This window comes from Streptomyces sp. NPDC104307, from assembly GCF_055584045.1.
The window spans coordinates 144172-170446 of the sequence record NZ_JBVJMU010000005.1 but is presented as its reverse complement, the minus strand read 5'-3'; the positions used below and the strand labels follow the sequence as shown (position 1 = coordinate 170446).

At 70.2% G+C, this 26275-nt stretch carries 29 protein-coding genes and 1 pseudogene; 8 read left to right on the top strand and 22 right to left on the bottom strand.

The features are described 5' to 3' along the window. Nucleotides 1–20: 20 nt before the first annotated feature. The 6 genes and pseudogenes from ACZ601_RS15940 to ACZ601_RS15915 all read right to left on the bottom strand — a co-directional run. Nucleotides 21–1049 carry a major capsid protein gene (locus ACZ601_RS15940; RefSeq protein WP_469537922.1) on the bottom strand — a complete coding sequence of 343 codons (1029 nt, stop codon included), beginning with the start codon at nt 1047–1049 and terminating at the stop codon, nt 21–23. 16 nt (nt 1050–1065) lie between these two features. Then, the gene (locus tag ACZ601_RS15935; protein WP_469537919.1) at nt 1066–1857 is read right to left on the bottom strand and encodes a hypothetical protein; all 792 of its coding nucleotides are present in this window, start codon (nt 1855–1857) and stop codon (nt 1066–1068) included. A 67-nt stretch (nt 1858–1924) separates the two neighbouring features. After that, the gene (locus ACZ601_RS15930; protein ID WP_469537917.1) at nt 1925–2185 is read right to left on the bottom strand and encodes a hypothetical protein; all 261 of its coding nucleotides are present in this window, start codon (nt 2183–2185) and stop codon (nt 1925–1927) included. Nucleotides 2186–3290: 1105 nt separating this feature from the next. Then, entirely contained in the window at nt 3291–3818 is a 528-nt protein-coding gene (locus ACZ601_RS15925; RefSeq protein WP_469537915.1) for a hypothetical protein, read from the bottom strand. A 406-nt stretch (nt 3819–4224) separates the two neighbouring features. After that, nucleotides 4225–5715 (bottom strand): recombinase family protein, encoded by a 1491-nt coding sequence (locus ACZ601_RS15920; protein ID WP_469537912.1) that lies wholly within the window; start codon nt 5713–5715, stop codon nt 4225–4227. 40 nt (nt 5716–5755) lie between these two features. Beyond that, nucleotides 5756–6022 (bottom strand): annotated as a pseudogene (locus tag ACZ601_RS15915) (GTP-binding protein); the annotation flags it as partial. Nucleotides 6023–6475: 453 nt separating this feature from the next. Between ACZ601_RS15915 and ACZ601_RS15910 the strand changes: the two are divergent. After that, nucleotides 6476–7189: a TVP38/TMEM64 family protein gene (locus ACZ601_RS15910; protein ID WP_469537909.1), complete on the top strand. Its 714-nt coding sequence runs from the start codon at nt 6476–6478 to the stop codon at nt 7187–7189. Nucleotides 7190–7381: 192 nt separating this feature from the next. Next, nucleotides 7382–8254, top strand: coding sequence for an undecaprenyl-diphosphate phosphatase (locus tag ACZ601_RS15905; RefSeq protein ID WP_469537906.1), 873 nt, complete (start codon nt 7382–7384; stop codon nt 8252–8254). A gap of 24 nt (nt 8255–8278) precedes the next feature. On the opposite strand, the gene ACZ601_RS15900 is transcribed toward ACZ601_RS15905, so the two are convergent. After that, on the bottom strand, nt 8279–8839 hold the full coding sequence (locus tag ACZ601_RS15900; RefSeq protein WP_469537903.1) for a GNAT family N-acetyltransferase: 561 nt from the start codon (nt 8837–8839) through the stop codon (nt 8279–8281). Between the two features lie 36 nt (nt 8840–8875). After that, a complete protein-coding gene (locus tag ACZ601_RS15895) occupies nt 8876–9715 on the bottom strand; it encodes a hypothetical protein (protein WP_469537900.1) in 840 nt (279 codons plus the stop codon). Between the two features lie 249 nt (nt 9716–9964). Between ACZ601_RS15895 and ACZ601_RS15890 the strand changes: the two genes are divergently transcribed. After that, nucleotides 9965–10531, top strand: coding sequence for an excalibur calcium-binding domain-containing protein (locus ACZ601_RS15890; RefSeq protein WP_469537897.1), 567 nt, complete (start codon nt 9965–9967; stop codon nt 10529–10531). A gap of 46 nt (nt 10532–10577) precedes the next feature. Here the strand turns inward: ACZ601_RS15890 and ACZ601_RS15885 are convergent, their stop codons facing one another. The 7 genes from ACZ601_RS15885 to ACZ601_RS15855 all read right to left on the bottom strand — a co-directional run bounded on the left by ACZ601_RS15885 (nt 10578) and on the right by ACZ601_RS15855 (nt 15328). Then, the gene (locus ACZ601_RS15885; RefSeq protein WP_469537895.1) at nt 10578–11510 is read right to left on the bottom strand and encodes an alpha/beta fold hydrolase; all 933 of its coding nucleotides are present in this window, start codon (nt 11508–11510) and stop codon (nt 10578–10580) included. A gap of 108 nt (nt 11511–11618) precedes the next feature. Beyond that, on the bottom strand, nt 11619–12257 hold the full coding sequence (locus ACZ601_RS15880) for a TetR/AcrR family transcriptional regulator (RefSeq protein ID WP_469537892.1): 639 nt from the start codon (nt 12255–12257) through the stop codon (nt 11619–11621). Nucleotides 12258–12412: 155 nt separating this feature from the next. After that, nucleotides 12413–12571, bottom strand: a complete 159-nt coding sequence (locus ACZ601_RS15875; protein WP_440573076.1) for a hypothetical protein — start codon at nt 12569–12571, stop codon at nt 12413–12415. Between the two features lie 208 nt (nt 12572–12779). Continuing rightward, complete coding sequence (locus tag ACZ601_RS15870; RefSeq protein WP_469537889.1) at nt 12780–12980, bottom strand: hypothetical protein; 201 nt, start codon at nt 12978–12980, stop codon at nt 12780–12782. A gap of 357 nt (nt 12981–13337) precedes the next feature. After that, nucleotides 13338–13949: a class F sortase gene (locus ACZ601_RS15865; RefSeq protein ID WP_469537887.1), complete on the bottom strand. Its 612-nt coding sequence runs from the start codon at nt 13947–13949 to the stop codon at nt 13338–13340. Nucleotides 13950–13995: 46 nt separating this feature from the next. Beyond that, complete coding sequence (locus ACZ601_RS15860) at nt 13996–14664, bottom strand: hypothetical protein (protein ID WP_469537884.1); 669 nt, start codon at nt 14662–14664, stop codon at nt 13996–13998. A 163-nt stretch (nt 14665–14827) separates the two neighbouring features. Continuing rightward, nucleotides 14828–15328, bottom strand: a complete 501-nt coding sequence (locus tag ACZ601_RS15855; RefSeq protein WP_469537881.1) for a hypothetical protein — start codon at nt 15326–15328, stop codon at nt 14828–14830. Nucleotides 15329–15384: 56 nt separating this feature from the next. On the opposite strand from ACZ601_RS15855, the gene ACZ601_RS15850 reads away from it, so the two are divergent. Then, nucleotides 15385–16365, top strand: a complete 981-nt coding sequence (locus ACZ601_RS15850; RefSeq protein WP_469537878.1) for a helix-turn-helix transcriptional regulator — start codon at nt 15385–15387, stop codon at nt 16363–16365. 75 nt (nt 16366–16440) lie between these two features. On the opposite strand, the gene ACZ601_RS15845 is transcribed toward ACZ601_RS15850, so the two are convergent. Beyond that, nucleotides 16441–16818, bottom strand: coding sequence for a hypothetical protein (locus ACZ601_RS15845; protein WP_024494038.1), 378 nt, complete (start codon nt 16816–16818; stop codon nt 16441–16443). Nucleotides 16819–17032: 214 nt separating this feature from the next. Between ACZ601_RS15845 and ACZ601_RS15840 the strand changes: the two genes are divergently transcribed. Together ACZ601_RS15840 and lnt are read left to right on the top strand one after the other, a co-directional pair. Then, nucleotides 17033–17536, top strand: coding sequence for a nuclear transport factor 2 family protein (locus tag ACZ601_RS15840; RefSeq protein ID WP_469537875.1), 504 nt, complete (start codon nt 17033–17035; stop codon nt 17534–17536). 113 nt (nt 17537–17649) lie between these two features. Beyond that, nucleotides 17650–19230 (top strand): apolipoprotein N-acyltransferase, encoded by a 1581-nt coding sequence (gene lnt / locus ACZ601_RS15835; RefSeq protein ID WP_469537874.1) that lies wholly within the window; start codon nt 17650–17652, stop codon nt 19228–19230. Between the two features lie 32 nt (nt 19231–19262). Here the strand turns inward: lnt and ACZ601_RS15830 are convergent, their stop codons facing one another. The 3 genes from ACZ601_RS15830 to ACZ601_RS15820 all read right to left on the bottom strand — a co-directional run bounded on the left by ACZ601_RS15830 (nt 19263) and on the right by ACZ601_RS15820 (nt 21879). After that, entirely contained in the window at nt 19263–19622 is a 360-nt protein-coding gene (locus ACZ601_RS15830) for a hypothetical protein (RefSeq protein WP_469537872.1), read from the bottom strand. An 87-nt stretch (nt 19623–19709) separates the two neighbouring features. Then, nucleotides 19710–20609, bottom strand: coding sequence for a Gfo/Idh/MocA family protein (locus ACZ601_RS15825; protein WP_440579228.1), 900 nt, complete (start codon nt 20607–20609; stop codon nt 19710–19712). Nucleotides 20610–20628: 19 nt separating this feature from the next. After that, nucleotides 20629–21879 (bottom strand): FAD-dependent monooxygenase, encoded by a 1251-nt coding sequence (locus ACZ601_RS15820; RefSeq protein WP_469537869.1) that lies wholly within the window; start codon nt 21877–21879, stop codon nt 20629–20631. 91 nt (nt 21880–21970) lie between these two features. Between ACZ601_RS15820 and ACZ601_RS15815 the strand changes: the two genes are divergently transcribed. Together ACZ601_RS15815 and ACZ601_RS15810 are read left to right on the top strand one after the other, a co-directional pair. Beyond that, a complete protein-coding gene (locus tag ACZ601_RS15815; RefSeq protein WP_469537866.1) occupies nt 21971–22618 on the top strand; it encodes a TetR/AcrR family transcriptional regulator in 648 nt (215 codons plus the stop codon). 130 nt (nt 22619–22748) lie between these two features. Further along, nucleotides 22749–23210 (top strand): hypothetical protein, encoded by a 462-nt coding sequence (locus ACZ601_RS15810; RefSeq protein ID WP_469537863.1) that lies wholly within the window; start codon nt 22749–22751, stop codon nt 23208–23210. A gap of 40 nt (nt 23211–23250) precedes the next feature. Here ACZ601_RS15810 and ACZ601_RS15805 read toward each other — a convergent pair whose 3' ends face one another. From ACZ601_RS15805 to ACZ601_RS15795, 3 genes are all read right to left on the bottom strand, one after another. Then, nucleotides 23251–23736, bottom strand: a complete 486-nt coding sequence (locus ACZ601_RS15805; RefSeq protein WP_469537861.1) for a hypothetical protein — start codon at nt 23734–23736, stop codon at nt 23251–23253. Nucleotides 23737–23876: 140 nt separating this feature from the next. Beyond that, nucleotides 23877–24560 (bottom strand): uracil-DNA glycosylase, encoded by a 684-nt coding sequence (gene ung, locus ACZ601_RS15800; protein WP_469537858.1) that lies wholly within the window; start codon nt 24558–24560, stop codon nt 23877–23879. A 106-nt stretch (nt 24561–24666) separates the two neighbouring features. Then, nucleotides 24667–26247 carry an ABC transporter substrate-binding protein gene (locus ACZ601_RS15795; protein WP_469537855.1) on the bottom strand — a complete coding sequence of 527 codons (1581 nt, stop codon included), beginning with the start codon at nt 26245–26247 and terminating at the stop codon, nt 24667–24669. Nucleotides 26248–26275: the final 28 nt, after the last annotated feature.

Below are 26275 nucleotides of genomic sequence, written 5' to 3'. Positions count from 1 at the left end.
AATACGGAGGCCCTTGGACGTCAGATGCCGGTCACCTTCGCCGTGAGGCTGAGGTTCGGGTTCGCCATGACGGGGAGCACGATGGCGGTCGCGCGGGTCCACACGGTCTGCGGGTCCTCGCTCTTGTAGTTGCCGACGTACGCGCCGCCCTGCTCGCCGGAGGTGAGTCCATACCGCAGGTCGTTCGCCTCCACCGGAACGCCCCACAGGGTTTTGCCCAGTTCGTCACCCGGGTCCGGGAGCAGGGCGATGGAGTCGGCCGGCGTGATCCGCTGAGCGGTGCCCTGGAACACCACGCGGGCGTCATAGGTGGTTACCTGCGGCAGCTCGTGCTTGGCCAGGAGCGCGTTCAGCTCCTCCAGCGACAGGACCGACGGCGCGTTGTAGTCGGTCGTCGCCATGCGGCAGAGCTTCGCGTTCGACCGCAGGGCACGCGCGATACGCAACGGCATCAGAGCCCACTTCGGAGCGGCGCCCGTGTCGTCGACCACGACGTCTACCCATGCCTGGAGGTCGTCGAACGGCGTCGACGTCTCGGTGTCGGTCCAGTCGATCTCGGTTGCCGTGGTGTGCGACGCCAGCCGGCCGAAGTCCACCGTGCCGTAGACGTTGTTCTCGTTCAGCGAGACAGCGCCCGTGAACAGCGCCTGGCCGCGCGCCACCTCCACCCGGGCCGCGATTGCCCGGACGAGGATCTCCGAGTCATTGAAGATCTTGTCTCGGATGTCATCACTCATCGTGGCGGCGTTCCGCATACGCAACTGCTCGTACTCGCTGACGGGCATCTTGCGCGAGATAGGGGGCAGTTCGCCGCTGGCACGCGCGCCGCCCTCGCGGACGCCGATGTCTGAACTCGCGTCGTAGGCACGGTAGTTGGCGGCTTCCGTCAGCCCACCCCCTCCGGCCTCAAAGCGGTACTCCAGGTCTTCGATGGTGTCGCTGGGCAGCCAGCGCGACAGGGTGAATGCGTTCTCCTCCCGGTCCCGGATCGCCGCGCGGGCGTAGCCGGACAGCTCGGAGGGGGTCGCGTACTCAGTGATGAGCTGCATGGGGTGGGCCTCTCGGTCAGTGGTTGGTGAAGCTGCTGCGGGCTGAGCCGTCGTCGGCACGCCCGATGTCGACTGCGCCGCTCGCTTCGGCGGTCAACTCGTCAACGGACGTCGGGAGCCAGTGCCGGCCGGACTCCGCGGCAAAGAGCAGGAAGGCGACGCTGCGCCGCCTCGTTCCGGCGATGACGCGCATGACATCCGCGGGAAGCGGCTTCAGCGGAACGTAGGCGAACTGGTCCTGCCCTGACGCGTAGATGGCGTTCAGGACGCCCGGGTCGACGACGTCGCGCATGACTTCGCGCTGAGTGGCGCGCAGGGTGTCCAGCTCCCGCACGATGGCGCGGAGCCTGGTGAATGCCTCCACGGCATCGGGGCCGGCGTCGATGGCCGCTTCGCCGTCGACGAGGCGCCCGTGAGTCGCGGTGATGTCACGGACTTCGTTCATGAGCGCGTCCAGGCGCTCCGCCAGGCTGGAGAGCACCGGTTCCGTGTGGACGGTGCGCAGGTACGCCAGGTGGCGCTTCAGCGAGGCGACGGCCGTCGTCAGTGCCTCACGCTCCGACATCGGCACGAGAGCCGCTGTGTAAGCGTCTACGGCCTGCCGGCCGATGTCGGCAGGGATCGGCTTCCCACTGCTCCGCAGGGCCGCTATGGCGCCCTCCAGGACCGCCCTGCGGGCGTGCTCCGGAGGCAGCGCGGAGGGGAGCGACGCCAGGCGCTCATCCGTCGCCGCTAGCGCCTCCTCCGCGGTTTTGATTGCTGGTACGACGTGCCACGGATTCGCGGGCGCCGCCTTTCGTCGGGTCATGAACGCCTCTCTTGACATGCAGAAAGCCCCATCGAATGACAGGGCTTGGTGTGGTTCTGTGCGGTCGCTACGCGGCTTCGTAGTGGCCGGTGCTCTCGAAGTGCGCCCGCCGTTCCGCGCGGCGCTCACGCTTCGCCCTGGCGCGCTGCGGGGCCTCCAGGCTGTAGCGGATCCGCTCCGCCTCGTTCCGGCAGTCGGCGCACTTCCGCGTGAAGCCGTCAGCACACAGGCTGTCTTGGTGGAAGTTCGGGCTGCCGACGACGAGGGTGCGGAAGCATCCGGGGCACTGCCGTGTGGGGTGGTCCGGAACGTCGCTGGTTCGGTACATGGCTTCTCCTGAAGATGTCCTGTCGTTCTGTGGTCCCGGCGGTCTGCCAAGGGTGGGAAATAAAGAAGCGCCGCCCGTGGGCAGCGCTTCGAAAGAGGTCTGAGGCTCCGGCGGAGCACGTCGAAGGAGCGCATGGAGGAGAGTTCACGCTCTACGAGGACTGCTCAACGCCGGAGCCATGCGCTCAAAGCCGGGAAAGGCGACCGGCTGAGCGCAGTTGCACACGGGAGTCCGGCTCGCCCCAAAGGCTGAGGCCAGGACTCCCGCGGTTCATGGGGGCGGCTACTTTCCGTAACCTGCCTGGAGGGTCGCGCGAGCGCGCGCGGGGCCCTTCTCCTACCTACGTTTTCGGGCGGGTGTGACGCGTCAGGAAGTGAGTGAAAACGCCCACATCCCAGTCGCCCCTAGGAAAACGAACCAGCCGCACCCTCGGGCGAATCGCCTTTTGTTACACAACTTCTTGAAAATCTCGAATAGCGAGACGCTGTTGCCGTGATGACGGCTCCCGGCGACCTCCGCCAGCTCCACGGCTCACCCGCTACGTGACGTCGAACGGCGGACGATCAAGCCGGAAGCCCTGTACGCCCTCGTGTGGGCCCGCGGGCGCCCCAGTGGGAGAATCTGCCAGGGTGGGGTACGAGGCTCGCAGAACGGCACGCAGGGGCGCGCACGACCCCTTGCCGCTCCTTCGCCCCCCTCGTCCGCGCGTGGGGTCTGACGACGTCGAATGAGGCCTCTTCCGCCCTGCCGGACAGAGTTGAGCCCAAACTGACAAACTAACCTCTATTTTCAAGACCCTCTAAGAGGCTCCATAGGGAGTTAAGAAATAGGGTTCAGTTTGTCATTCTGGCCAGAATGCCCGCCCCATTGTCAACAGAGAGTAACGATGCGGCATCTATTGCCACTCTCTGGAGTCAAGGTCAAACTTCGCCCCTCTTTCGGGCGGAGGTAACGCCGTGGCATCGGCGTCTCTGGGGCGGCCCAGTTTGTCCAGGCGCCTCCACCAGAGGGGGCGGAGGACGTCGACGAGGCGCCTGGACATGACGATGCCCCCGGGCCCGGGAAGGGCTTCAGGGGCAGTCGTCGTCGTTACGTAGGGTGATCGTCAGGCGGTCACGAAGGCGTTCCCGTACATCCGATGTGCCTCCGTGAGGCAGTCAGGGTGCACGAGGTGGAACGTGTCGTCGATCTCGACGACCTCCAGCGGTACGAAGTCGGCGTGATCCTCCGAGCAGTGGGCGCAGACCGGCGCCCAGCCGGCGCACTCAACGCAGGCCAGCTCTCCCCACGGGGTCCGTCGGGGGTGCACCGTCACGACACGGCCACAGTCGCAGGTGCCGCAGTCCTTCGGGTCGGGGGCGTCGACGACCTCCATGCCGGCTGCCAGAGCCTCCGCGACGAGGACGAGGCAGTCAGCGTCACGCAGCTTCGTCGCCGTGCCGAGCACGTAGACCGCCTCGAAGTCCGTGACGGTGTAGTCCGTGTGGAGCGCGTATGTCGTCTGCGCTCCCACCTGGACGGCGACGTCGATCGCGAAGGTGTAGAGCCGGTTGCGCTGGGCGGCCGTCGACGTGGGGCCGACGACGAGAGCGGTGGAGGCGGGGGCGGTCTGTGCGGTGAAGTTGTGTGCCATGCTGGACGCTCCTCATGTAGGAACACAGCCCCGCTCTTCCGCCAAGTCGACGCGGGGTTGTGTCGTGCCCGGGGAGGTTCCCGGGGTGTGTCCACACCTTACGCACAACCCGGGAGGTGTGTCCACACCTCTGCTAGGGTCGGCCCATGCCGAATCAGCCCAAGACCCCCGCCAGCCGCTTTCGCATCGACACTGAGCTGTGGAGCGCGTTCGGGGACGCCGTCCCTGATGACACCGACCGATCCGACGTCCTACGCCGCTTCGTCGCCTACTACTGTCACAGGCCCGGCGTAGACCTGCCCGAGCGCCCTCCTGCGGGCCCGTGGTCCACACCGCCGGCCGAGTAGGCGCAAGCATGCGAACGGCCCCCGTCGACAAGGACGAGGGCCGTTCGTGCTGTGTGGAACTACTCCTCTTCTGGGGTTGCCCACTCGATAGCGCATCGGGTGTCTCCGTCGAACGGGGCTCCGCGCCGTGCAGCCTGCGTGACCGTGATCTTGTCCACGGCAACTCTGATGAGGTCACGTCGCATCGGCAGGTCTGCGGCCTCCCAAGCCTCCTCCAGGAGTACGGAGTCGTCGAACATCGTCAGATCCACCACACCCCCGCTGAGCGCTGAGTATCGCTCCTGCGCTGCCGTGAGCGTCTCCTCCGCCTCCGCGACGAGGCGGCCGAAGTGCTTCCCCATGGCGCCGTCGTAGATGTTGTTCGCGCGGTCGTTGGCCAGGCGCTCAATCGCAGCTTCCGCAGCCTTCACAACGGCCCGCGCTTCGTCCGCCTCTTCCGTCGCCTCCGGGAGCGTGAGAGCTGCCCATCGCTCTGCAACAGCGATCATCAGAGGGTCGCCTTCGCTGACGTCTGCACAACTCACCATGCTCAGCCAACGGCCGTATACGTACTCTTCAATGCGCTCCTTCATGGCCGACGCGGGAGCCGGGCACGCCTTCCCCATGGCGTGACCGCAACAGACGTAGGAGCGTCCACTCGTGGGCATCCTGGAGCCGCACCCTGCGCAGCGCAGAAGATCCGTCAGTAAATGCGTGGCCTTGCCGCTACGGGGACCGAGTGCCCCCCGTTGGTGGCCAGCGTGGACACGACGGGCCTTCGCCACAAGGTCCGCGGGCGCCGGTTCCACCTCGTCAGAGAGCACCTTGACCCGCTCGCCCTTCTCGTTCCGATAGGCCACGGGCCATGTGTACTTGCGGGAGAGCGCGACGACCAACCACCCTTCATACACGGGGTTGTAGACGATGCGCCGCACAGTGGATGCGCCCCACTGTCCGCCCTTCGGTGACGGCTGCTTGTCGGCCGTCAGCCGGCGGGCGACGGTGCGCGGGGCGTGCCCCTCCGCAACCTCAGTCAGAATGCGGAGGACGATTTCCCACCCCTTGTCATGGTGGAGCTTTCCACGCTTGTCCTTGCGAAGTCCGTAGGGAGCGGCGCCCACCCACTCCCCGCGTCGACGCTGTCCCTGTTTGGTGTCGCGCACTCGGTAGGAGAGAAGGTCAGATACGGACTTTGCCCGTTCGGCATCTGTGATGATCCGCTCACGATCTCGCGGCCTGGCGGAGTCCAGGCGCTCATAGTCGAAGATGAGCCGTGCACCAGCGTCCAGAAGGCCGCCAATCTCGGTAGCCCCCTTTCGACTGAATCGGTCTACTGCGTACGCCCACAGTGCGGGGACTTCTTTTCGTCGCAGTGCAGCTAGCGCACGCTCAAAGTCCGGCCGCTTCGTGTCCGTCCAGGCGCTGAGGTTGTCTTTCCAGACCTTGCGTACGGTGTAGTTGTGGCGACGGGCCCACTCTCGCCCCCGGTCCTCTTGAGTGAGGAAAGTAAGAGCCTCGGTGCCTTCCCGCACGATGATGCTCTTGCGTAGGTACAGGTCGATCTCTTCCACGTGTCCACCCCTCGCTACAGTCATGACAGGGTAGACGAACCATGTAGTCGGCGTGTCCGGGCATGTCGACGTGCGCGTAGTGCCGGGTGCCGGTCTCGTACTCGACGTGCGCGATGTTGATCGTGATGCCGCGCTGCGCCTCCTCCGGCGCCCGGTCGATGCGGTCGAACGGGACGAAGGTGCCGGTGCCCCGGTCACTGAGGACCTTGGTGATGGCGGCGGTGAGGGTGGTCTTGCCGTGGTCGACGTGGCCCATGGTGCCGATGTTGAGGTGCGGCTTGGTGCGCACGTATGCCGTCTTGGACATGGCTCATTCCTTGGTTCTCGAAGCTGAGAGAGAAGACCCCAGGGCCCCGCCGACCCTCCCCTCACGGGGTCCGCCGGACTGTCGGGGGAGGGTCAGCTTCGGGCGCCGCCGATGGGCGCTGCGGCAGCGGTGAGGGCTGCCGTGACTGCTGCGGTGGCAGGGCTCACGGCAGCCTTCGGCGCGTCCGCGACTGCGGACCGCGCTGCGAGGAAGGCGTACCGGAACATGCCTCGATCATGTCCGACCGGGGCGGGCCCGTCGAGCGGTTTTCGGGCGGCGGCAGGTGAGTTGGCGGCGTCGGCGGAGGCGGTCGGGGCCTGCCGGTCGGAGTCGGTGTTCCTGGACCGGCAGAGACGTGACGCCCGCTCGTGCCCTGGGGCGGACTGTTCCGACTCCGTCCCCATAACGGTCACATTACGACGATCACACCTGGTGTTCGGATACTCTCCCCGAATGCTCGACCACGTCCCCGCCACCCGGTCCGCCGTCGGTCTCTCCGCGCGCTGCACACGGGTGCTGTTCTCGCCCTGGTCCAGGTTCTCGCTGCTCGTGGCCGTGCTGCTGGCCGCCGCGACGACGATGCTGCTCCTCAAGCCCCAACGCCTGCTCGCCTCCGGCTGGCCCGCCCAGCTGAGCGGCGGCGCCGCCGCGGTCGTCCTCTTCGGCCTCGCGTACGGCGTGTGCACGGTGGCGTTCGTACCGCGTCCGCTGCTCAATCTCGCCGCCGGGGCACTGTTCGGCACCCAGGCCGGTCTCGCGGCGGCGCTGGCGGGCACGGTGCTCGGCGCGGGCGTCTCGTTCGCGCTGGGCAGGGTGCTGGGGCAGGACGCGCTCCGCACTCTGCTGCGCGGACGCTGGATGCGGGCGGCGGACGGGCAGCTGAGCAGACACGGATTCCGCTCGATGCTGGCGCTACGGCTCTTCCCCGGAGTGCCCTTCGCCGCCGCCAACTACTGCGCCGCCGTGTCCCGCATGGGGTATCCCCCGTTCCTGGTGGCGACCGGTCTCGGCTCTATCCCGAACACGGCCGCGTACGTGGTGGCGGGGAGCGAGGCCTCGTCACCGACCTCACCCGCGTTCCTCGCGGCGATGGGGTTCATCGTGCTGACGGGGCTCGGCGCGGCGGTCGTCGCCTGGCGCAGGCGTCACCGGCTGGGCGCCGAATGACGCGGCGGTACGGCCGGGGGTTGTCGTAATCCTGTTCACCCGGGGGCGATACGCTTCCCGCGACCGACAGACGATCTCCGGGCCCTAGGGCCTGTCGTCAAACTGCCCTCACAAGCCCGCAATCCGCACGCTGCCGACCGGCTCCGATGCCCGGCGGACGATGCATGATCACTTCAGGATGGCCCAAGCCCCATGAGCTGGTTCGAATCCTTCGTCCTCGGCCTCGTTCAGGGACTGACCGAGTTCCTGCCGATCTCCTCCAGCGCGCATCTGCGGCTCACCGCGGCGTTCGCCGGCTGGCACGACCCGGGAGCGGCGTTCACCGCCATCACCCAGATCGGCACGGAAGCCGCAGTCCTCATCTACTTCCGCAAGGACATCGTCCGGATCGTCGGCGCCTGGTTCAGGTCGCTGACGGACCGCTCGATGCGGAGCGACCACGATGCCCAGATGGGCTGGCTGGTCATCGTGGGCTCCATTCCGATCGGTGTGCTGGGCGTGACGTTCAAGGACCAGATCGAGGGCCCCTTCCGCGACCTGCGGCTGATCGCCACCACGCTCATCGTGATGGGCATCGTCCTCGGCGTCGCCGACCGGCTGGCCGCCCGTGACGAGACCGGCGGCAAGCACCGGGCGGTCAAGGAGCGCAAGTCCCTCAAGGAACTGGGCGTCAAGGACGGTCTGATCTTCGGCTTCTGCCAGGCGATGGCCCTGGTCCCGGGCGTCTCCCGGTCCGGCGCCACGATCAGCGGCGGTCTGCTGATGGGCTACACCCGTGAGGCCGCGGCACGTTACTCGTTCCTGCTCGCGGTCCCGGCGGTCCTCGCCTCCGGCGTCTTCGAGCTGAAGGACGCGGGCGAGGGGCATGTGTCCTGGGGGCCGACGATCTTCGCCACGTTCATCGCGTTCGGTGTGGGGTACGTCGTCATCGCCTGGTTCATGAAGTTCATCACGACGAAGAGCTTCATGCCGTTCGTGATCTACCGGATCGTGCTGGGTGTCGCGCTGTTCATCCTGGTCGGCGCGGGGTCCCTGAGCCCGCACGCGGGTGAGTCCGCGGGCTGATCCGACGGTGCGTGCCGACTCTCCTCAAGGGGCGTCGGCGGGCGGTGCGGGGCGGTACAGCCGCCAGATCACTTCGACCCCGGTCCCCGAGGGGGCCGTGGGCGGTGCGGCGAGTTCACGCCGGACCTCGGTGAAGCCCAGCCGGCGCGGTATGGCCGCGCTCGCGGTGTTGGCCGAGTCGTGCGCGATCTCCAGGTACCGCACGGCGGGCAGCGTGAACATCTCGCTGATCAGTGCCGACGTCGCCCGCGTCGCGATGCCCCGGCCGGTGGCGGAGGGGTGCAGCCAGTACCCCAGGAACCAGCCCGTCGGTTCGGCCCCTCGGTAGGCCTGGCACATGCCGACGAGCGTGCCGTGCTCGATGATGGCGTAGTTGTACACCCGGTCACCGGCCCAGCCGGAACCGGACTTCGTGAGGAAGCCCCGGGTGTTCGCCTCGCTGTGCAGGGCGACCCACGGTTCCCAGGGGCGCAGGTGGTCCACGGACTCCTCGATCAGCCGGTGCGCCGAGGAGAAGTCGCGCTGTCCCCGCCAGCCGCGCAGGGCGACATCTCCGCACTCGATGAGGGGCCTCGGTCGTTCCATGGCAGCCATGATTGTTGGTGAACGGGCCCGCCGCAGCTATTCGGGCCGGCCCGGCGGCTTCACCGGCTCACTGCCGGTGGCGTACACCGTGGCGATGATGCCGTCGGGAAATCGCTCGTTGCGCAGCAGGACCCAGGTGTTCCCGTGACCGTCCTCGATGACCGCCTCCTCGGTACGGGGCCAGTGCGGCAGAACGTTGTCGGCGAGGTGAGCGGCGAGCCGCCGCGCGATCTCGTCGATGGTGTCACGGGTGATCTTCAGGCCGAGGGTGTGCCTGGCGTACAGGTTGAGGGCCTTGCCGCCGATGGGCAGGGGGACGTGTCCGGCCACGGCTTCCCGCTTCCAGGCCGCCATGCCCCCGGAGCCGCTGATGCGCGAGGAGACGCCTGTGCGGTACTGGGCCCAGGTGCGTTCCGCGTGACGGGTGCAGTAGCGCAGGACGTGACTGCGGTCCTCGCTGATGACCAGGCCGTATCCGTGTCTGCGGAAGTAGATCCGCCACGTGCCGGTAACGCTTCGTTCGGTGGTGGCCTGCTCGGAGATGAGGTCTTCGAGCAGGGAGCGGATCTGTGTCTCGGCTATCTGCGGCAGGACGGCGTGCACCCTGCCGTATGTGGCGACGGCGCGGGGCGTGACGTCGACTTCGTACGCCTCGTCGGAGTCCATGCCGAGGGCGCCGGGTGTCCAGGCGCCGGGGCCCCATCGCCACTCGGAGCGGCGCGGGCCGGGGGCGTCACGGGTCACGACGGGCGTCAGGGTCGTGTAGCCGTCGCACCGGCCACACCATCCGTCGGCGCGGTTGGTGGTGTTGGAGCACGCGGTGCCGTCGGCGCCGTAACGGCGGCACGGGCGCCGGGGCGGTGCTGGGGTGATCAATCACCTCTCCTGTTCGGTCGGTGTCGCCGGTGGTGGCGGGCTGCTCCCACCCCGTCGAGCGTAGGCCTCGGACGCCCGTTCGGTGCCGGATTCGCGCGGCCTTCCCGTGCGGGATTCAGGCGCGGTCAGCGAAGTACCCACTTCTCATCCACCAGTTGGTCACAACTTCATCACTAATGGAATGTACGGCTCACACTGGCCTGCACGGCCTCGCTACGGTCATCCCCCACCGCATCATCTGGGGGACCCATGTCACACACTCCGCCGCCGCAACCGCCGCCCTGGGGGCAGCCGCCCGAGCCCGCCGGGCCCAACCCGTATGTGCCGGCGCCGCCTTCCGGGGGCCGGCCGGGCTGGACGAGGAAGCGGATCATCATTCCCGCGGCGGTCGTCCTGCTCTTCGTCGGCGTCGCCATCGGTGCCTCCGACGACGGCGGCGGGACAGAGAAGACCGCCGACGCGAAAGCAGCGCCCGCGGCGACCGTCACCACAACGGCAACGGCCACGGCGACCGCGTCGGCCGATCCCCTGCCCGCCGTGACGGAGACCGTGACCGCCACCCCGAAGCCGGTTCCGGCCGTGACGAAGACGAAGACCGTCCGGGTCACCGTCGCCCCCGATTCCGGTACGTCCGGCGGCTCCGGCACCTCCGGCGATTCCGGGTCCGGCGATTCCGGGTCCGGCGGTGGCTCCGAGTCGGCGTACTACGCCAACTGCACCGCTGTCCGGGCAGCAGGCGCCGCCCCCATTCACGCCGGGGAACCCGGCTACGGGCGGCACCTGGACCGCGACGGTGACGGGGTCGGCTGCGAATAGGCGCACGGCCGCCGGTGGCGGGGGGCCGACGGTTCGGCCCCCCGCGTCACCGATGGCGTGCGGGCACGAACTCCCGGATCGCCAGGGCCAGCCGCTCCGGCTGGTCCAGCGGTACGAGCGTGCGGCTGTCGGGGATCTCGGCCAGCCGCCCCTGCGGGAGGAGCTCCGCGAGGCGCCGGCCGTGTGCGGGCGGCATCACGCGGTCCCCGGCCGCCCAGACGACGAGTGCGGGGCGGTCGAAGGACCCCAGGGCGTCGGCGGCACCGGCCAGCCCTCCGGCGTCCGCGGCCGCCGCCCGCAGCGTCCGGACCGCGTCGCGGCGGATGCCCGGCCGGGTCATGACGGGTCGCGTCCACCGCCGGGTGGCCGCGTCGCCCCGCCGGGTCAGCCATCCGAAGGCGACCGGGAGGCGGCGGACCGGGCGCAGCCGCATCTGCTGCATGAACAGGCCGAAGAGACGGGGCGACAGCCGGCCGGCGAGCGCGAGGGTCCTGCCCGTCACCCGGGCCGGGTAGTTGTCGAACGCCTCGCAGGAGACGAGCACGATCCGCCCCACCCGCGCGGCGCGGCCGCCGTCCCCCTCAGCGATGAGCAGTTGGACCAGGGCCCCTCCGGTGTCGCTGCCCACGAGCGTGACGTCGTGCAGGTCCAGCCGGTCGAGGAACTCCGCGACCAGCCGGGCCGTCCCGCGAAGCGACAGGTCGGCGTCCGCGCGCATCGGATGCGGATGCGCGCCGAGGGGCAGCGTCGGCGTCAGGCACCGGTATCCGGCGGACAGCCCGGCCACCGTCCCGTCCCACAGGGAAGCGTCCATCATCAGTCCGTGCAGCAGGACCACCGTCGGGCCGTCGCCGCCGGTGTCCTCGTAGGCGACCGTCCCGGCCGACAGTTCGATCTCCTTCGTGCCCGTCGTCCCGGTGGAGCCTCCGGGGGTACTCCTGGCGGATGGGGCCTTCTGGGATTCCGCGGACGTGCTCATGACGACCTCCGGGTGGGCTGGATTCGTCCCTCCCAAAAAGTGAACCATGCGGTTCACATCATGTCTATTGCCCGGCTGCCCCCGCCCTGCGGCCCCGGGCGCGAAGGCTCACTCCCCGGCCGACTCCTCGCGCTCCAGCGCGCGCACCAACGCCTCGAAGCCAGCGGCGACCCCCGACGTGTCGCCGCTGGTACGGGCGTCCACCAGGAAGCCGCGGAGCGTGGCGAGGACCATCTCTGCGACCTCCAGCTTCCGCTGCCCGGACCAGTGTTCCGGGCAGACCGCAAGCAGCGTGGGCAGATACTGCTGGGACGCCTCACGGCCGAGTGCGGCGTAGCGTCCGGAGTCATACATCGCCAGGCCGATGGCCTGATCGAGCACCGCCGCCTCTTCGTCGCTCAGCAGAATGGGCCAGATCGCGCGCACCCAGTCCCCCAGTGACCGGCGGGCCCCTCCCTCGGTGGCGGCGGCCAGTGCCTTTCCGATGCGGCGTCGGCGCAGCTGGACGGTGGCCTGTACGAGAAGGTCGTCGGCGCCGTCGAAGTGGTAGAGGAGCACCTTGTGCGTGGTGCCGGCCGCGCGTGCGGCTCGCCGCAGCGAGAAGTCCACGATCCCGTTGGCCGCGAGGTCCTCCGTGACCCGGTCCAGCAGTTCCCGGCGCCGGGCCTCACCGCGTGGCGATCCCGCCGATCGCCGGTAGCCCGCTCGGTCCGGTGAGCCTTCGCCGGCAGAGGCAGAGATGTTCATGCCGACAGCTTCCATGATCTGGCGCGCACGCACAGCCGCGCCCGGTGCCGGACCGCCAAGGCCACGGGACGGGGCCGGTACCGCGACTGCCCCCGTGCCCGCCGGAACGGGAACAGGGGCAGTGCGGGCCTACGGGTGCCCGGGTACGCGTCTCGTCACTCGGTCTCGACGAAAGGCGGAAGGTCGGGTTCGACGAACAGCCCCTGGTAGCGCGGTGTCGGTACAGCCTCGACACGGCCCGGGGCCTCGGCCGCCGAGCCTGCGGCGCTCTCGTCCGAGCGTCGCTGGGCCTGGCGGGGCGGGGTATCAGCCATCGGGTCTCCTGTACATCGCAGTTGCTGTGAGAGCCCCGTGGCCGGCCGGTCCGTGGACAACGGCGACGACGGGGGTGTGGCATCGTCCCGGTCCCACACCCACCAGGGCACCGGTATATCCGACGAGGCTTGCAGAGACTATCCGTTGCCGCTGGTCCGGCCGTCGGCACCGTCGCCGGTGCGCCCCGTGTTCGCCTTCACGGCCGCATCAGTGAGCGACGACCGCCCACGCCAGCGCCGCCGCGACGGCCGCCGCGCAGCAGCCGGCGGCCCGCACGACGGACACGCGGGTGTGTGGGCTACACGATGTCATGGCCAGGTGGCGTGCCAGTACCGGGAGCACCGGGACGGCGTGCAGGCTGACGCCGTGCAGGGGCTTGAGCGAGGCCGCGGAGGCGTATCCGGCCAACTAGTGCCGGGTGCGGCGGAGATACACCCCGCGCGCGATCATGGCCGCACCCGGCAGCAGCCCGATGAGGAGAATCCCGCAGCCGGCCCGGAGCGCGAGCGCCATGCCGGGCGGTCCGCCGGGCCGCCGGGCCGCCGGAGGAACGCGGCGGCCGAGAGCGTGGAGGGAATGACGACCAGCCCTCCCCCGCCGGCGGCCGGCGTCATGGAGACGCCGGTGTCGAAGGCGGTCTCCATGGTGAAGTGGGGCGGCACATGACGCCAGGCCCGCACGGTGATCCCGGTGGGACGCGGGCAAACGCGGACGGTCGGCACCTCGCCCCCGAGGTGCCGACCGCTCCCGTGCTGCTGACAGTCTTCAGGCCGCCTGCTTCTTCATGGACGTCAGGTGGGCGAAGACGACCACGTTGGCCGAGTAGCCGTTCTTCTTGTTGAAGCGCCCGCCGCACGTCATGAGTCTGAGCTCCGGACGGCTGGTGGTGCCGTACACCTTGTCGTCCGGGAAATCGTCCTTCGTGTAGGTCTTGACGTCATCGACGGCGAAGACCGCGGTACGCCGGTCGGCCCTGGAGACCCTCACCTTGTCGCCCCGGTGCAGGGCGTTGAGGTTGAGGAAGATGGCCGGCCCTGTTTCGGTGTCGCGGTGACCGACGATCAAGGAGGTCCCCGCGTCACCGGGTGACGGGCCGTTCCGGTACCAGCCCACCACCCTCGGTTTGCTCAGCGGCGGGGCACCGAGATGCCCCTTGGCGTCGAGACCGAGACCGACGACCGGGGCCTCGATGAAGATGCCGGGAACCGCGATCTTCACCGGCCGTGAAGGTGACAGAGGCAGGTGCTTGACCCGCTGTGCCGGCAGGTCTCCACCGCCTGCGGCGTCGCCGCCGTAGGAGGTGGAGACCGACGGGTCGTCGGACGAACTCGCCCAGACGATGCCGGCGATCAGCGAGGAGAACACGCACAGTGTCATCGTGAGACGGCATGCGCGGGTCGGCCCCCGCCGTCGTCTGCGGGCCCTATGCCTCGTTGCGGGCACGGCGGCGTGCGGCTCGGCGGGCCATGATCAGACCTGCTGCTCCGACCGTCCCGGCGGCCAGCGCGGCGGACGTACCGATGCTCCAGTCGCTGTCGGAGCTGAGGTTCGTCATGTCCGGGACCCCGCCGCCACCGGCGGGCACGCCACCGGACGGCCTCTCGTAGTTCGATTCGGCACCGGAGGCGGACGAGCCGTGGTCGTTGCTGTCCGCACGGCCGCCGTTGTTGGCGGGCTTGGAGCAGTCGACCCGGAAGCTCTTCTGCTTCGGGCCCGCCGGGACGATCCACACCAGCTGGTACGTGCCCTCAGGAAGCAGGTACTCCTGGCTGCGGGCCGATCCGTTCACGAGGGGGAGGGTGCTCTGCAGGGTGTCGCCCGGGGGGACGGTCGGGGGCTGCGCGGTGATCGTCCAGGGAACCGCCGGGAACGACTCGAAGTTGCTCGCGTTGAGGACGAACTTGCAGACCTCAACGCCGTCCTGTCCGCGCGAGTTCCAGCCGACCGAGCGGACGTCGATGTTGCCGCTGTCGCCGGGGACGGCGTAGGCGGCGGATGCTCCAGCCAGCGTCGCTCCGGCGATGGCGACCGCAGCGACTGCGGCACCACCCGCACGGACACTGCGGGTACGGACGGAAGCGGAAATACGCATGCTGAACTCCTTCAAACCGAGACGATTGTCGTACTGATCGATTGATCGCCTAAGAGATCGCATGGATTGGTGAGAAAATATGACTTAACACTCCGAAAAAGCCGACACGTACCCTGAGCAGCCGATAAGGAGCCGGGGCCAGAGGGCCTCAGTCAGGTACGCATCACTCCGTGCGGGCCGCCTCGGCCGGGCCGAAGAGGGGGAAATCGTTCTCGGCGCGGGTGAGGTCCATGATCCAGTTGAGCTCCCAGGAGCGGCCGTCGTCTGCGGAGAACTCCTGCTCCCAGCGGGCAGTGTCCCGTCCGAGGCGGTACCAGACGAAGTGCACCCGGACGGGTCGGCCGTCGTGGGTGTCGGCTCCGTGGAAATCGCCGCGGTCACCGGTGAAGCCGCCGGTCAGCGGCGGATACAGTCGGCCCGTCCGGCTGTCGGACCAGTGGAGGGACCATCGCTCTGTCTCCCGGTCGAACAGCCGCAGGGTCACGCCCTGCAGGTCAAGGGTGGGAAAGCTGATCTCGTCAATGTTGCCGGCGCCCCCGAAGAGCGGCCGGATCACCGCGTGGCCGGGGAACTCCACCCAGGTGCCGGGGCCCGAGCCGAGTGGTGTGGTGAGGCGGCGGTTGGCCACGTCCCAGGAGCCGTGCAGGAAGTCGAAGTCGTCCATGCGCCGCAGGTTAGGGCCGGTCCACTGACATCTCCTGTCAGTGGATACTGAGCGGCATGCGTGCGAGTCGGCTGGTCACCCTGCTTCTGCTGCTCCAGAACCGGGGCCGGATGACGGCCCGGCAGCTGGCCGAGGAACTGGAAGTCTCCGTACGGACCGTCTACCGAGACGTCGAGGCACTCGGCGCCGCCGGTATCCCGCTCTACGGTGACGCCGGACACGCGGGCGGCTACCGCCTGGTCGACGGCTACCGGACCCGGCTCACCGGACTGACCGCGGATGAGGCGCAGGCCGCGTTCCTCGCCGCGCTCCCCGGCCCTGCCGCCGAGCTCGGCCTCGGCGAGGCGCTCGCCACCGCCCGGCTCAAGCTGCGGGCGGCCCTTCCGGCGGAGCTGCGCGAGCACGCCGAGCGGATCCAGGAGCGCTTCCTGCTCGACGCCCCCGGCTGGTACGGCGACGCCGACCGTACGCCTCACCTGGCCGCTGCCGCCGCCGCGGTGTGGGCGCGGCGGGCGGTGGTACTGCGATACCGGCGCTGGCGGGCGCCGGAGGAGATCGAGCGGCGGGTGGAACCGTACGGGCTCGTGCTCAAGGCCGGCCGCTGGTATCTCGTCGCCGACGGGCCACCCGGAATCCGCTCCTACCGGATCGACCAGATCCTCGAACTCAGGCCGCTGGAAGAGGAGTTCGCCGTCCAGGACGGGTTCGACCTGACCAGGCACTGGAACAGCTATCTGGCCGGCTTCCGAGCGCGGCTGCACACCGGGGAGGCCCTGCTACGGCTCACCCCGGAGGGCGCCCGCCGCCTCGGCGTCGCCCCTGCCGGTGGCGGATGGACGGAGGCCCGGGTGCCCATCGAGTCGATCGACCACGCCCACGGAGAGTTCCTGCGGCTGGGCGCCGACGTCGAGGTCATCGCACCGGCTGAACTCCGCGACCGCGTCGCCGAGACGGTACGGGCCCTGGCCGCCCGCTACGAAGAGGGGCCCCGGACAGAAGACTCTCCCGGCCGAGGCAGCGACCGGCCGCACCAGTGAGAGCAGCCGGCGCAACGTGCCGCCGTCCGTGGCCGAGGGTGGAGGCCGACGCGCACGCCGCCCGGCCGGGAGACCTCAGACTTCCGTCTCCCCCGGCCCCTCGGTGCCGAACTGTTCGGCCCGCAGGGCGAGGTCCTGCAGCACATCGGCGGACGACACGTCCGTCTGGCCGGAGTCGTGCACCTGCGCCAGCATCGCGAACGCCAGGGTGAACGCTCCGACCAGTTGCTCCACCGCGCCGCCGACCTCGCGGCCGACAAGGCCCACCACGTCCTCGATCGTGGCGTCCTCCGGGATCGCGATCCGCGGCATCGTCTCGTTCAGGAGGGCGGTCACCACGGTCGAGTCGTTGCTGGGGTCACCGCGGTCAGGGCTCTCCTCCAAGAGCCTGCGCATCTCGCCCGCCTCGGTGAGGATGCCGATCACACGCTTCACGACTTCGCTCTGCTCCATCCCGCGAGCATAGGTGCAGGCGCGACGGCAGACGAGGACAAGCGTCCATGTCACTCATGATCCACGCGGCCGGGCCCGTCGCCCGGTGGCGCAACCCGGCCCTCCGCCGCCCCACCGTGCGGAAGGCCTCCTTCCGGCACGCGCCGTGGCGCACGGGGTACCCGGCCGGTGCACGGCTCTTGGCCCCTGACGCCCTTGGGCCCAGACTGACCCGATGACGCAGCGTGTGGATCTCTCGACCGTGATGGACCGGATCTCCATCGACGCAGTGATCACCGGCTACGCGGTGGCGGTGGACGACGGCGAATGGGCGGACTACCTGGCCCTGTTCACCCCGGACGGCCGCGCCGACTACCGCACCGCGGGCGGTATCGAGGGGCCCGCCGCCGAGGTGGCGCAATGGCTCTCGCAGACCATGCTGCTCTTTCCCGTACGGCAGCATCTGATCGTCAACCGCCGGCTCGACCTCCAGGATCTCGGTGGCTACCCGGGTGACGGCGCCCGGGTGCGGGCCGACTACATGAACCCGATGCGGCTCGGCAACGACACCGGTGGCGCCGGGAGCGGTACGGACGAAGCCCGTCCGACCGCGCCGAACTTCGTCTCCGGCGGGCGCTACGCCTTCGAGCTGGTCCGCACGGAGGGCGGCTGGCGGATCAGGAGCGTGACCGTATCCGAGAAGTGGCGGAGCATGACGGGCGCCCTCGCCGCCGACTGATCCGCGCCGGTCCGCTTCCGCTGCCCCACACTGGGGGAGAACACGGGAACGGGTTGCCGGGAGACCGGGTTCCCGAGGGACCGGGCGGCGCGGGCAGGACGAGGAGGCGCTCCATGTGGACCGGGGCCGGGCAGCGGCGCGAGTGGGGCGAGCGGATACTCGGATCCACCGTGTGGCGTGGTGTCGTCGCGCTCCTCGCCGGCGCGCTGCCGGCGCTGGCGTTCCCCGCTCCCGCGCTCTGGTGGTTCGCGTACGTGGCCCTGGTGCCGTTGCTGCTGCTGATCCGGTCCGCCGGCACGGGCCGCCGGGCGGCCGTCGACGGGTGGCTCGGCGGCACCGGATACATGCTGGCCGTGCACCACTGGCTGATGCCGAGTCTCCATGTGTTCATCGTGGTGCTGGCGGCGCTCCTCGGTCTGCTGTGGGCCCCGTGGGGCCTGCTCGTCTCCCGTCTGCTGGGCGGGCGGCTGTCCGGTGCGGCGGTGGTGGCGGCCGTGATCGTGGTGCCGTGCGGCTGGCTGACGATCGAGCTGGCCCGCTCTTGGGAGGCGCTCGGCGGCCCCTGGGGGCTGCTGGGCGCGAGCCAGTGGCAGGTGGCGCCGGCGCTCCGGCTGGCCTCCGTGGGCGGGGTGTGGCTGGTGAGTCTGCTGGTGGTGGCGGTGAACACCGCGCTCACCGTGCTGCTGGTGGCCTCGGCCGCCCGCACGGCGGCGGTCGTCTCGCTCCTGGCGGGCGCCGTGGTGGTGGGCACGGTGTGGGTGTGGGCGCCCCGGCCGGAGCAGTCGGGGGTGGCGCGGATCGCCGTCGTGCAGCCCGGCGTCATCGAGGGGCCCGGCAGTGTGCAGCGCCGGTTGGCCCGCAGCGAGGAGCTGACGCGCTCGCTGGCCGGGCGGGATGTCGACCTGGTCGTGTGGGGCGAGAGCAGTGTCGCGGTGGATCCGGTCCGGCGGCCCGATGTCGCTGCCCGGATCGCGGCGCTGTCGCGGCTGGTGGGCGCGGACGTACTGGTGAACGTGGACGCCAGACAGACCGACGCCTCCGGCCGGACCGGCATCTTCAAGAGCGCGGTGCTGGTGGGTCCGGACGGGCTGACCGGGGACCGTTACGACAAGATGCGGCTCGTTCCGTTCGGCGAGTACGTCCCGGCCCGCTCGGCACTCGGCTGGGCGACCTCGATGGGCAGGGCCGCGGGCGAGGACCGGCTGCGCGGCGCCCGGCAGGTGACGATGGCGCTGCCCGGTGCGGACCGGCCGCGCATCGGCCCGCTGGTCTGTTTCGAGTCCGCGTTTCCCGACATGAGCCGGCAGCTGACCCGGGACGGTGCGCAGGTGCTGGTCGCCCAGTCCTCCACGTCGTCGTTCCAGCACGGCTGGGCACCCGCCCAGCACGCCTCGCTCGGCGCGCTGCGGGCCGCGGAGAACGGCCGCCCGATGGTGCATGCCACGCTGACGGGCGTCAGCGCGGTGTACGGCCCGCAGGGCGAGCGGGTCGGGGCTCCGCTCGGTACGGGCACGAGCGGCGCCGAGGTGTTCGGCGTGCCCATGGCCGGCGGCACCACGCTCTACGTCCGGCTGGGTGACTGGCCGTTGTACGGCGCGCTGGTGGTCCTGGCCGCGTTCTGCGCGTTCGAGGGCGTGCGGTCCGTGCGCGGCAGGCCCGGCCGGTCCGTTCCGGTGGGTGCGCTCTCCTCATGAGTCACCGCGGTGACTCATGAGCGGTGTGGCGTTCAGAAAGTGTTCCGGCCCGGACCATTCACGGCGATGATGTCGCCCATGGCATCGACGGTGAGCGCGATCCGTTCCACCTTGTTGGTCACGCCGAGCACCAGCCACACCACGCCCCACAGGAAGCAGCTGAAGACCGTCAAGACGGCGTGCAGCACGTGGTTCAGGGGACGGCCCCTGACCATGACGACCTGGGTCTCGGAGCGGGACTCCACGCGCCAGCCGCTCGCGATCCGCTGGCTGACCGCCCAGTCGAGGATCAGGGCGCGCCGCATGGCGTCGGGCGGCCGGCCGTCCGCCGAGTAGTAGCCGGGCGGGGGCTGGAGCGCGCTCCAGCCCTGGGGCTCGTGGCGGGGTTTCACGAGGTCACCTCCGCGGGCCGGGGGTCCATCTCCTCAGCCTGCATCGCCCCCGGTCCGCACGCATCCCCAAACGGCGGGTGACACCCCCTACGCGCAGTCGAGGTCGCGCAGGACGCGCTCGCACAGCTCGTGCGTCTCCAGGGCGTCCCGGGCGCTCGGCGTCCGCCCCTCCCGCACGGCGTCCAGGAACGTCAGCACGCTCTGCTCGATACCGCGCTGGCGGGCCACCGGCACCCAGTCACCGCGCCGCCGTACGCTCGGCTGGCCCTTGTGGTCGATCACCTCGGCGAGGTTGACGACCTCGCGCTTGGAGTCCTGGCCGGAGACCTCAAGGCGTTCCTCTGTCGAGCCGCTGAGCCGGTTCATCGCCCCGATGGCGGTGAAACCGTCGCCGGACAGCTGGAGCACGACGTGGTGCATCAGGCCGTCGCGGATCCTGCCCCGTACGACGGTGTGCTCGACCGGGCCGGGGACCAGGAAACGCAGGGTGTCGACGACGTGGATGAAGTCGTCGAACACCATGGTCCGGGGGTCCTCCGCCAGCCCGACCCGGTTCTTCTGCATGAGGATCAGCTCGCGCGGGTGCTCGGCGCACTGGGCGTAGCCGGGTGCCAGGCGGCGGTTGAATCCGACGGTGAGGCCGACTCCGCGGGCCTCCGCCAGTTCCACCAGCCGCTCGGACTCCGCGAACCCGTAGGCGAGCGGCTTGTCCACGTAGGTGGGGACGCCTGCCTCGATCAGCCGGCCGGCGATCTCCGGGTGCGCTGCGGTCGGGGCGTGTACGAATGCGGCGTCCAGACCCTGGGCGAGCAGCGAGCCGAGGTCCGTGTGGCACTGCGCGGCGGGGATCCGGTGCGCCTCCGCGACGGCGGCCAGGGTGGCGGGGGTGCGGGTCTGCAGATGCAGTTCGACCCCCGGCAGGGTGCTGAGTACCGGCAGGTACGCCTTCTGCGCGATGTCTCCGAGCCCGATGCAGCCGACCTTCACAGGGTTTCCCTCTCGCTGTTCAGCGCCGTGCGTCGCGGTTCTCGTCCGTGGTGGTCAGCCGCGTTTGTACGACCGGCGCGTCGTTCGTCCCGGCAGCATACGTGTGCCGCGGCGGGCGCCAGTCGGCGATGCCGTCGAACGTCCGCAGCACGAGACCCGGTCCGAGCCGGGAGACCGTGGACATCGTGAAGTCGCGCAGCGCGACGGAGAAGGGCCCGGACAGGCGCATCAGCCGCGAGACCTGTGCCGCCTTGCGCACGATGGCGGTGGTCCGGGGCAGCCGCTCCGCGGTGTACGTGGCGAGGCCCGCACCCAGGTCCGTGCCCGGTGCGACGTGGTGGGCGAGCACGATGGCGTCCTCGATGGCCTGGTTGCCGCCCTGGCCCAGGGTGGGTGCCATGGCGTGGGCGGCGTCCCCGACGAGCGCCGTGCGGCCCCGGTGGAAGGCGGGCAGCGGGTCGGTCATCTGGTGGACGTCGTTGCGCAGGACACCTCCCGGGGCGGCTGCTTCGATGATCCCGGGGATCGGCCGGTGCCAGTCACCGAACCTGCGCAGCAGTTCCGCCCGCTCGTCGTCGGCGGCGCGCGCACCTGCCGGGGCGACCGCGGCCGCGTACGCGTAGATCCGGCCGTCCTTGAGCGGCTGGGTGCCCCAGAGCGCGCCTCGTCCCCAGGTCTCGTGCGGGGCGAAGGGCTCCGCGGGCGCGGGTACCAGGACGCGCCAGGTGGTGAAGCCGGCGTACGAGGGGCCGGGGTGGTCCGGGAAGAGAGCTTCCCGTACGGCCGAGTGGATGCCGTCGGCGCCGATCACGAGTTCGGCCTCGACAGTGCCGTCCGGGGTGCCGATCACGGCGGGCCGGCCGCCCGCGGCGCCCGGGTCCACCAGTCGGGCCGGGCAGCCGGTGCGGACGGCGGACGCGGGGAGCGCGGCGGCGAGGCGGCCGACCAGGGTGGCCCGGTGCAGCAGGACGAGCGGACCGCCGAACCGCTCGGCCGCGGCGGCGCTGTCGGTCCTGGCGAGCCAGCGGCCGTCCGGTGCACGCATGCCGCCCTCGCCCTGCCAGGCGGCCAGGGACCTGATCTCGTCGCCGAACCCAATGACGTCCAGGGCGCGCTGGGCGTTGGGGGCGAGGCTGATTCCGGCGCCTACGGGTTCCAGCGACGCGGACCGTTCCAGCACGGTGACCTGCCATCCCGAACGGTGCAGGGCCACCGCCGTCGTGAGTCCACCGATTCCGCTGCCGATGACGACCGCACGGGGTGCGCGCATGACTCCTCCTCGTTCCCGCTACCGCTGGAACTACAGCTGTAGTAACAACTTCAACGTACTACACCTGTAGTTCCAGCGGTAGATTGGCCCCATGGCCACACGCACCACCACCGGCTCCGCCCGTGCCGATCTGATCACCGACGCCGCTCTCGATCTGCTGGCCGAACGCGGCATGCGAGGGCTGACGCACCGGGCGGTGGACGAACGGGCCGGGCTCCCCCAGGGCTCGACGTCCAATTACGCCCGCACCCGGCAGTCCCTGCTGGAGGCGGCGGTGCGCCGCCTCGCGGAACGGGAGGCCCGCGTACTGGCACCGGGCGAACTCCCGGCACCCGGCCCGGCGGCCGGCCCGTCCGCACCCCACGGCCGGGCACCCGACCCCTCCGCGCCCCACGGCCAGGACGCGCTGATCGCCGGTCTGGCGCTGGCCCTGCACCGCTATCTGACCCGCCACCCCGAACTGCTCGTCTGCCGGTACGAACTCGCCCTGGAGGCCACCCGCCGCCCCGAGCTGCGGGCGTTCTTCGACGCGACGGGCCGGCAGTTCCGCGAACCGCTGGTCGCGCTGATGACGGCGGCCGGATCACCCGAGCCCGAACGGCACGCCCTGTCCCTGGTCGCCTGGTGCGAGGGGCTGATGTTCTCGTGCGCGGCCGGCTCCTACAGCCGTTCCGTGCCGTCCGAGGCCGAACTGCGTACCGGCTTCGGCGAGCTGCTGCGCGGGATGCTCGGGCGCTGAGGCGTGGGCCCCGCCCACCGGGCCGCAGGCCGCGACACGCGGGGCGCCGCGCTGACCGGGGTCACTCGTGCGGATCAATCCGGGGGTTCCGGCTCACTCGACGGCCGGTCCGCACCGCAGAGTTGATCAGGTGCATCGAACCAGTACCACCGTGAAGCTCCTGGTCGCCGTGGCGGTCACGGCCCTGTCCGGGTGCGTGTCCGTGCAGCCGCGGCCGAGCGCCCCGCCGACCTCTTCGCCCCACCCGGCCGCCCAGGACCTGGCCCCGCAGATCGGCCGGCCCCCGGTCCACGACGTCCTGGAAGCCGCCCCGGACCCGAAACCGTCCACCGCCACCGCCGGCCGGGCGCCCGCCGCACCTCCAGCCGTGCGCCACACCGGCCCCCGCACCCTCCCCCGCGCCCCACAGCCCCGGCACGACCCCGGCCCGGCGCACCCCCGGCCACCGCGCAGGGCCGTGCCCGCGCCTCCCGCACCGACCCTGCCGGCTCCGGTCACCGGGACGGATGTCTGCGCACTCGGACGGGGATACGGGCACTGGCCGGCCGGCAGTCCGCAGTCACGGATCTGCGACCGCACCTACGGGCACTGACCGGGCGGACCGGCCCTGAACGCCGCCCGCCGCTCCCCCCTCAGAGCACCCGCAGACGCAGCTCCAGCCGCCCGATGGCTGCCCGGACCCCTCCCCCGTAGCCGTCGTCGGCCCCGTCTTCTGCGAGCACCCCTGAGGCTTCCCGGGCCCGGTCGAGATGGATCCGGGCCGCCGCCGGGCGCCGGAGCTTCACGTAGTCCGCCGCCAGGTTGAGGTACAGCGAGGGATAGAAGGCCCGCACCGCGAGCGCGTCGCCGTGTTCCGCGACGCGCTCGTCGGTCAGCACCTGCGCGGCGGCCAGCGCCCGCAGGTCCCAGGCCAGCTCATCAGCCGGGTCGTCCTGGGTGTCCGCCATGTAGTGCGCGAGAGTGCACCGGTGCAGGGCGTCACCGTCCGCACCGATCTCCGCCCAGAGGAGGCCGAAGCGGTTGCGCGCCTCCTCGCGGTCACCGCCGTGCAGCAGCATGACCGCCTGGCCGATTCTGGTCATGACGACGTCCCTCGACGCCTGCTGCTGCTCCGTCACCGCGGTCTCCCTCGTACCCGTCCGCCTGCGACCGACCGGATCCATAAGGTTCCGTATGGTTTCAGACCGTTTCAGATGATTCAGGCCGGTTCGACGCTAACCGCAGCGGCGCACAATCGCACCCAGGCTCCGGCGCGCCATCAGCCCAGGTCGGGGATGCGCCAGTCGATGGGCTGGTGCCCCTGTGCGGCGACGGCCTCGTTGATCTGGGTGAACGGGCGGGACCCGAAGAACTTCCTGGCCGAGAGCGGCGAGGGGTGTGCGCCCTTCACCACCACATGGCGCTCCTCGTCGATCAGCGGGAGCTTCTTCTGCGCGTAGTTGCCCCAGAGCACGAAGACCACCGGGTCGGGCCGGGACGCGACGGCGCGGATCACCGCGTCCGTCACCTTCTCCCAGCCCTTGCCCTTGTGGGAGTTGGCCTCGCCCGCGCGCACGGTCAGCACGGCGTTGAGGAGCAGCACGCCCTGTTCGGCCCACGGCATCAGATACCCGTTGTCCGGGACCGGCAGGCCCAGCTCCTCCTTCATCTCCTTGTAGATGTTCCGCAGGGACGGCGGGGTCCTCACACCGGGGCGCACGGAGAAGCACAGCCCGTGCCCCTGGCCCTCGCCGTGGTACGGGTCCTGCCCGAGGACCAGGACCTTCACCTTGTCGTAGGGGGTCGCTTCGAGCGCGGCGAACACCTGCCCCCGGGGCGGGTAGACCGGTCCTGCGGCCCGCTCCTCCTCGACGAACTCGGTGAGCTCCTTGAAGTACGGCTTCTGCAGCTCTTCGCCGAGGACGCCGCGCCAGGACTCGGGCAGCTGGTCGGTGTCGGTCACGTCAACAACCTCCGGTAAGCAATCAGTTCTTGATCCAAGAACTTACCGGCGGCCACTGACAACGCGGCCGGGAGCCTCCCGGCCGCGCTCCCCCGGAGGGGCCGGGCTACCAGCTGGCCTTGCGGTACAGCTCCCACATCTGCATGACCGTCTGCGGGTCCAGGGCCCGTTCGCCGCCGCCGATGTCCTCGCCGGCCGCCACGTACAGCTTGCCCTGCCACAGGGGCAGCAGCCGGACGTCGTCGACGAGTGCCTTCTGGGCCACCTCGAACTGCTGGCTGACCGCGCCCCGGTCGCTCTCCTTGCGGGTCTGGGGCAGCACCTGCTTGGTGATCTCGTCCTTCGCGTACGGCATGCCCGTGATGCTGTCCTTGCCCACGAAGGGGGCGATGAAGTTGTCCGGGTCCGGGAAGTCCGGGAACCAGCCACGGCCGAAGACGGGGTACTCACCCTTGGTGAAACCCTCCTGGAAGGTGTTCCAGGGCCGGCTCTTGAGTGTGATCTTGAAGAGGCCGGAGGCCTCCAGCTGACGCTTGAGCTCATCGAACTCGGGGGCCGTCGAGGACCCGTACCGGTCGGTGGTGAACCAGAAGGTCATCGCCACCGGCTCGGTGATACCGGCGTCCGTGAGGATCTTCTTGGCCTTCTTCCGGTCCGGGTCGCCGAAGGTGTCGAAGAAACTGGTCGTGTGGCCGGCGATGCCCTTGGGAACCATGGAGTAGAGCGGTTCCGCGGTACCCCGGTAGACCTTGGCAACCAGCGCGTCCCGGTCCACCAGCTGGGCGATCGCCCGCCGCACCGCAGGCTTCCCGGCGGCCGGGTCCTTGGGGTTGAAGACCAGGAACCGGATGTCGGCGCCTACCGTCTCGACGAGCTGGAGGTCGCTCTTCTCGTCCTGGTTGTCCTCCAGGCTGACCACCTCCTCCGCGGACAGCCCTCGGTAGGTGGCGTCGATCTCGTTCTTCTTGAGCGCCTTCACCATGGGGCCGGACTCCTTGAAGTACCGGATGGTCACGGCGTCGTTCTTGCGGTCCGCGAAGCCCTTGTAGTCGGGGTTCTTCACCAGCTCTGAGCGGTCACCCTGCTTGTACGCGTCCAGCAGGTACGGCCCGGACCCGGTGACCTTGCCGTCGTCGCGGATCTTGTGTGCCGAGTACTCGCCCGGCGCGACCAGCGACATGGCGGGCGTCGCCAGGATGAACGGGAAGGTGGCGTCCGGCTTGGTCAGGTGGAAGACCACTTCGAGGTCGCCCTTGGTCTCCACCCGGTCCAGCGAGCCGAGCATGCCGACCGGTCCGCCCTTGACCGCGATCGTCCTGATCCGGTCTATGGAGTACTTCACCGCCTCCGCGTCGAGCTTCTCACCGTTGGAGAACTTCAGACCCTCGCGGAGCGTGCAGCGGTACGCGGTGCTGGTGGTGTCGGTGAACTTGCAGTGGTCCGCGGCGTCCGGCTCCGGGCTCGTACTTCCGGTGGGGAAGCTGACCAGGGTCTGGAACACGTTGCGCATCAGTTCCCAGGAACCGTCCCACGCCGCCGCCGGGTCGAGGGTGGAGGGTTGGCTGGTCGTCCCGACAGCTAGCTTCTGCTCCACATCCGAACCGCTGTCGGACAACAGACCGCAGCCGGCCAGCAGAGACAGGGAAGCAAGGGCTGCAGCGGCCTGCAGACTGGCCCGGTAGAACACGTGCACGCTCCTCGATCAGCCATGGGTC

Bases quoted from the DNA above. Each gene is read 5' to 3' on its own strand.
- ACZ601_RS15940 (WP_469537922.1), bottom strand. From the start codon at position 1,049: ATGCAGCTCATCACTGAGTACGCGACCCCCTCCGAGCTGTCCGGCTAC.
- ACZ601_RS15935 (WP_469537919.1), bottom strand. From the start codon at position 1,857: ATGACCCGACGAAAGGCGGCGCCCGCGAATCCGTGGCACGTCGTACCA.
- ACZ601_RS15930 (WP_469537917.1), bottom strand. From the start codon at position 2,185: ATGTACCGAACCAGCGACGTTCCGGACCACCCCACACGGCAGTGCCCC.
- ACZ601_RS15925 (WP_469537915.1), bottom strand. From the start codon at position 3,818: ATGGCACACAACTTCACCGCACAGACCGCCCCCGCCTCCACCGCTCTC.
- ACZ601_RS15910 (WP_469537909.1), top strand. From the start codon at position 6,476: ATGCTCGACCACGTCCCCGCCACCCGGTCCGCCGTCGGTCTCTCCGCG.
- ACZ601_RS15905 (WP_469537906.1), top strand. From the start codon at position 7,382: ATGAGCTGGTTCGAATCCTTCGTCCTCGGCCTCGTTCAGGGACTGACC.
- ACZ601_RS15900 (WP_469537903.1), bottom strand. From the start codon at position 8,839: ATGGAACGACCGAGGCCCCTCATCGAGTGCGGAGATGTCGCCCTGCGC.
- ACZ601_RS15890 (WP_469537897.1), top strand. From the start codon at position 9,965: ATGTCACACACTCCGCCGCCGCAACCGCCGCCCTGGGGGCAGCCGCCC.
- ACZ601_RS15885 (WP_469537895.1), bottom strand. From the start codon at position 11,510: ATGAGCACGTCCGCGGAATCCCAGAAGGCCCCATCCGCCAGGAGTACC.
- ACZ601_RS15880 (WP_469537892.1), bottom strand. From the start codon at position 12,257: ATGAACATCTCTGCCTCTGCCGGCGAAGGCTCACCGGACCGAGCGGGC.
- ACZ601_RS15875 (WP_440573076.1), bottom strand. From the start codon at position 12,571: ATGGCTGATACCCCGCCCCGCCAGGCCCAGCGACGCTCGGACGAGAGC.
- ACZ601_RS15865 (WP_469537887.1), bottom strand. From the start codon at position 13,949: ATGACACTGTGCGTGTTCTCCTCGCTGATCGCCGGCATCGTCTGGGCG.
- ACZ601_RS15860 (WP_469537884.1), bottom strand. From the start codon at position 14,664: ATGCGTATTTCCGCTTCCGTCCGTACCCGCAGTGTCCGTGCGGGTGGT.
- ACZ601_RS15855 (WP_469537881.1), bottom strand. From the start codon at position 15,328: ATGGACGACTTCGACTTCCTGCACGGCTCCTGGGACGTGGCCAACCGC.
- ACZ601_RS15850 (WP_469537878.1), top strand. From the start codon at position 15,385: ATGCGTGCGAGTCGGCTGGTCACCCTGCTTCTGCTGCTCCAGAACCGG.
- ACZ601_RS15845 (WP_024494038.1), bottom strand. From the start codon at position 16,818: ATGGAGCAGAGCGAAGTCGTGAAGCGTGTGATCGGCATCCTCACCGAG.
- ACZ601_RS15840 (WP_469537875.1), top strand. From the start codon at position 17,033: ATGACGCAGCGTGTGGATCTCTCGACCGTGATGGACCGGATCTCCATC.
- lnt (WP_469537874.1), top strand. From the start codon at position 17,650: ATGTGGACCGGGGCCGGGCAGCGGCGCGAGTGGGGCGAGCGGATACTC.
- ACZ601_RS15820 (WP_469537869.1), bottom strand. From the start codon at position 21,879: ATGCGCGCACCCCGTGCGGTCGTCATCGGCAGCGGAATCGGTGGACTC.
- ACZ601_RS15815 (WP_469537866.1), top strand. From the start codon at position 21,971: ATGGCCACACGCACCACCACCGGCTCCGCCCGTGCCGATCTGATCACC.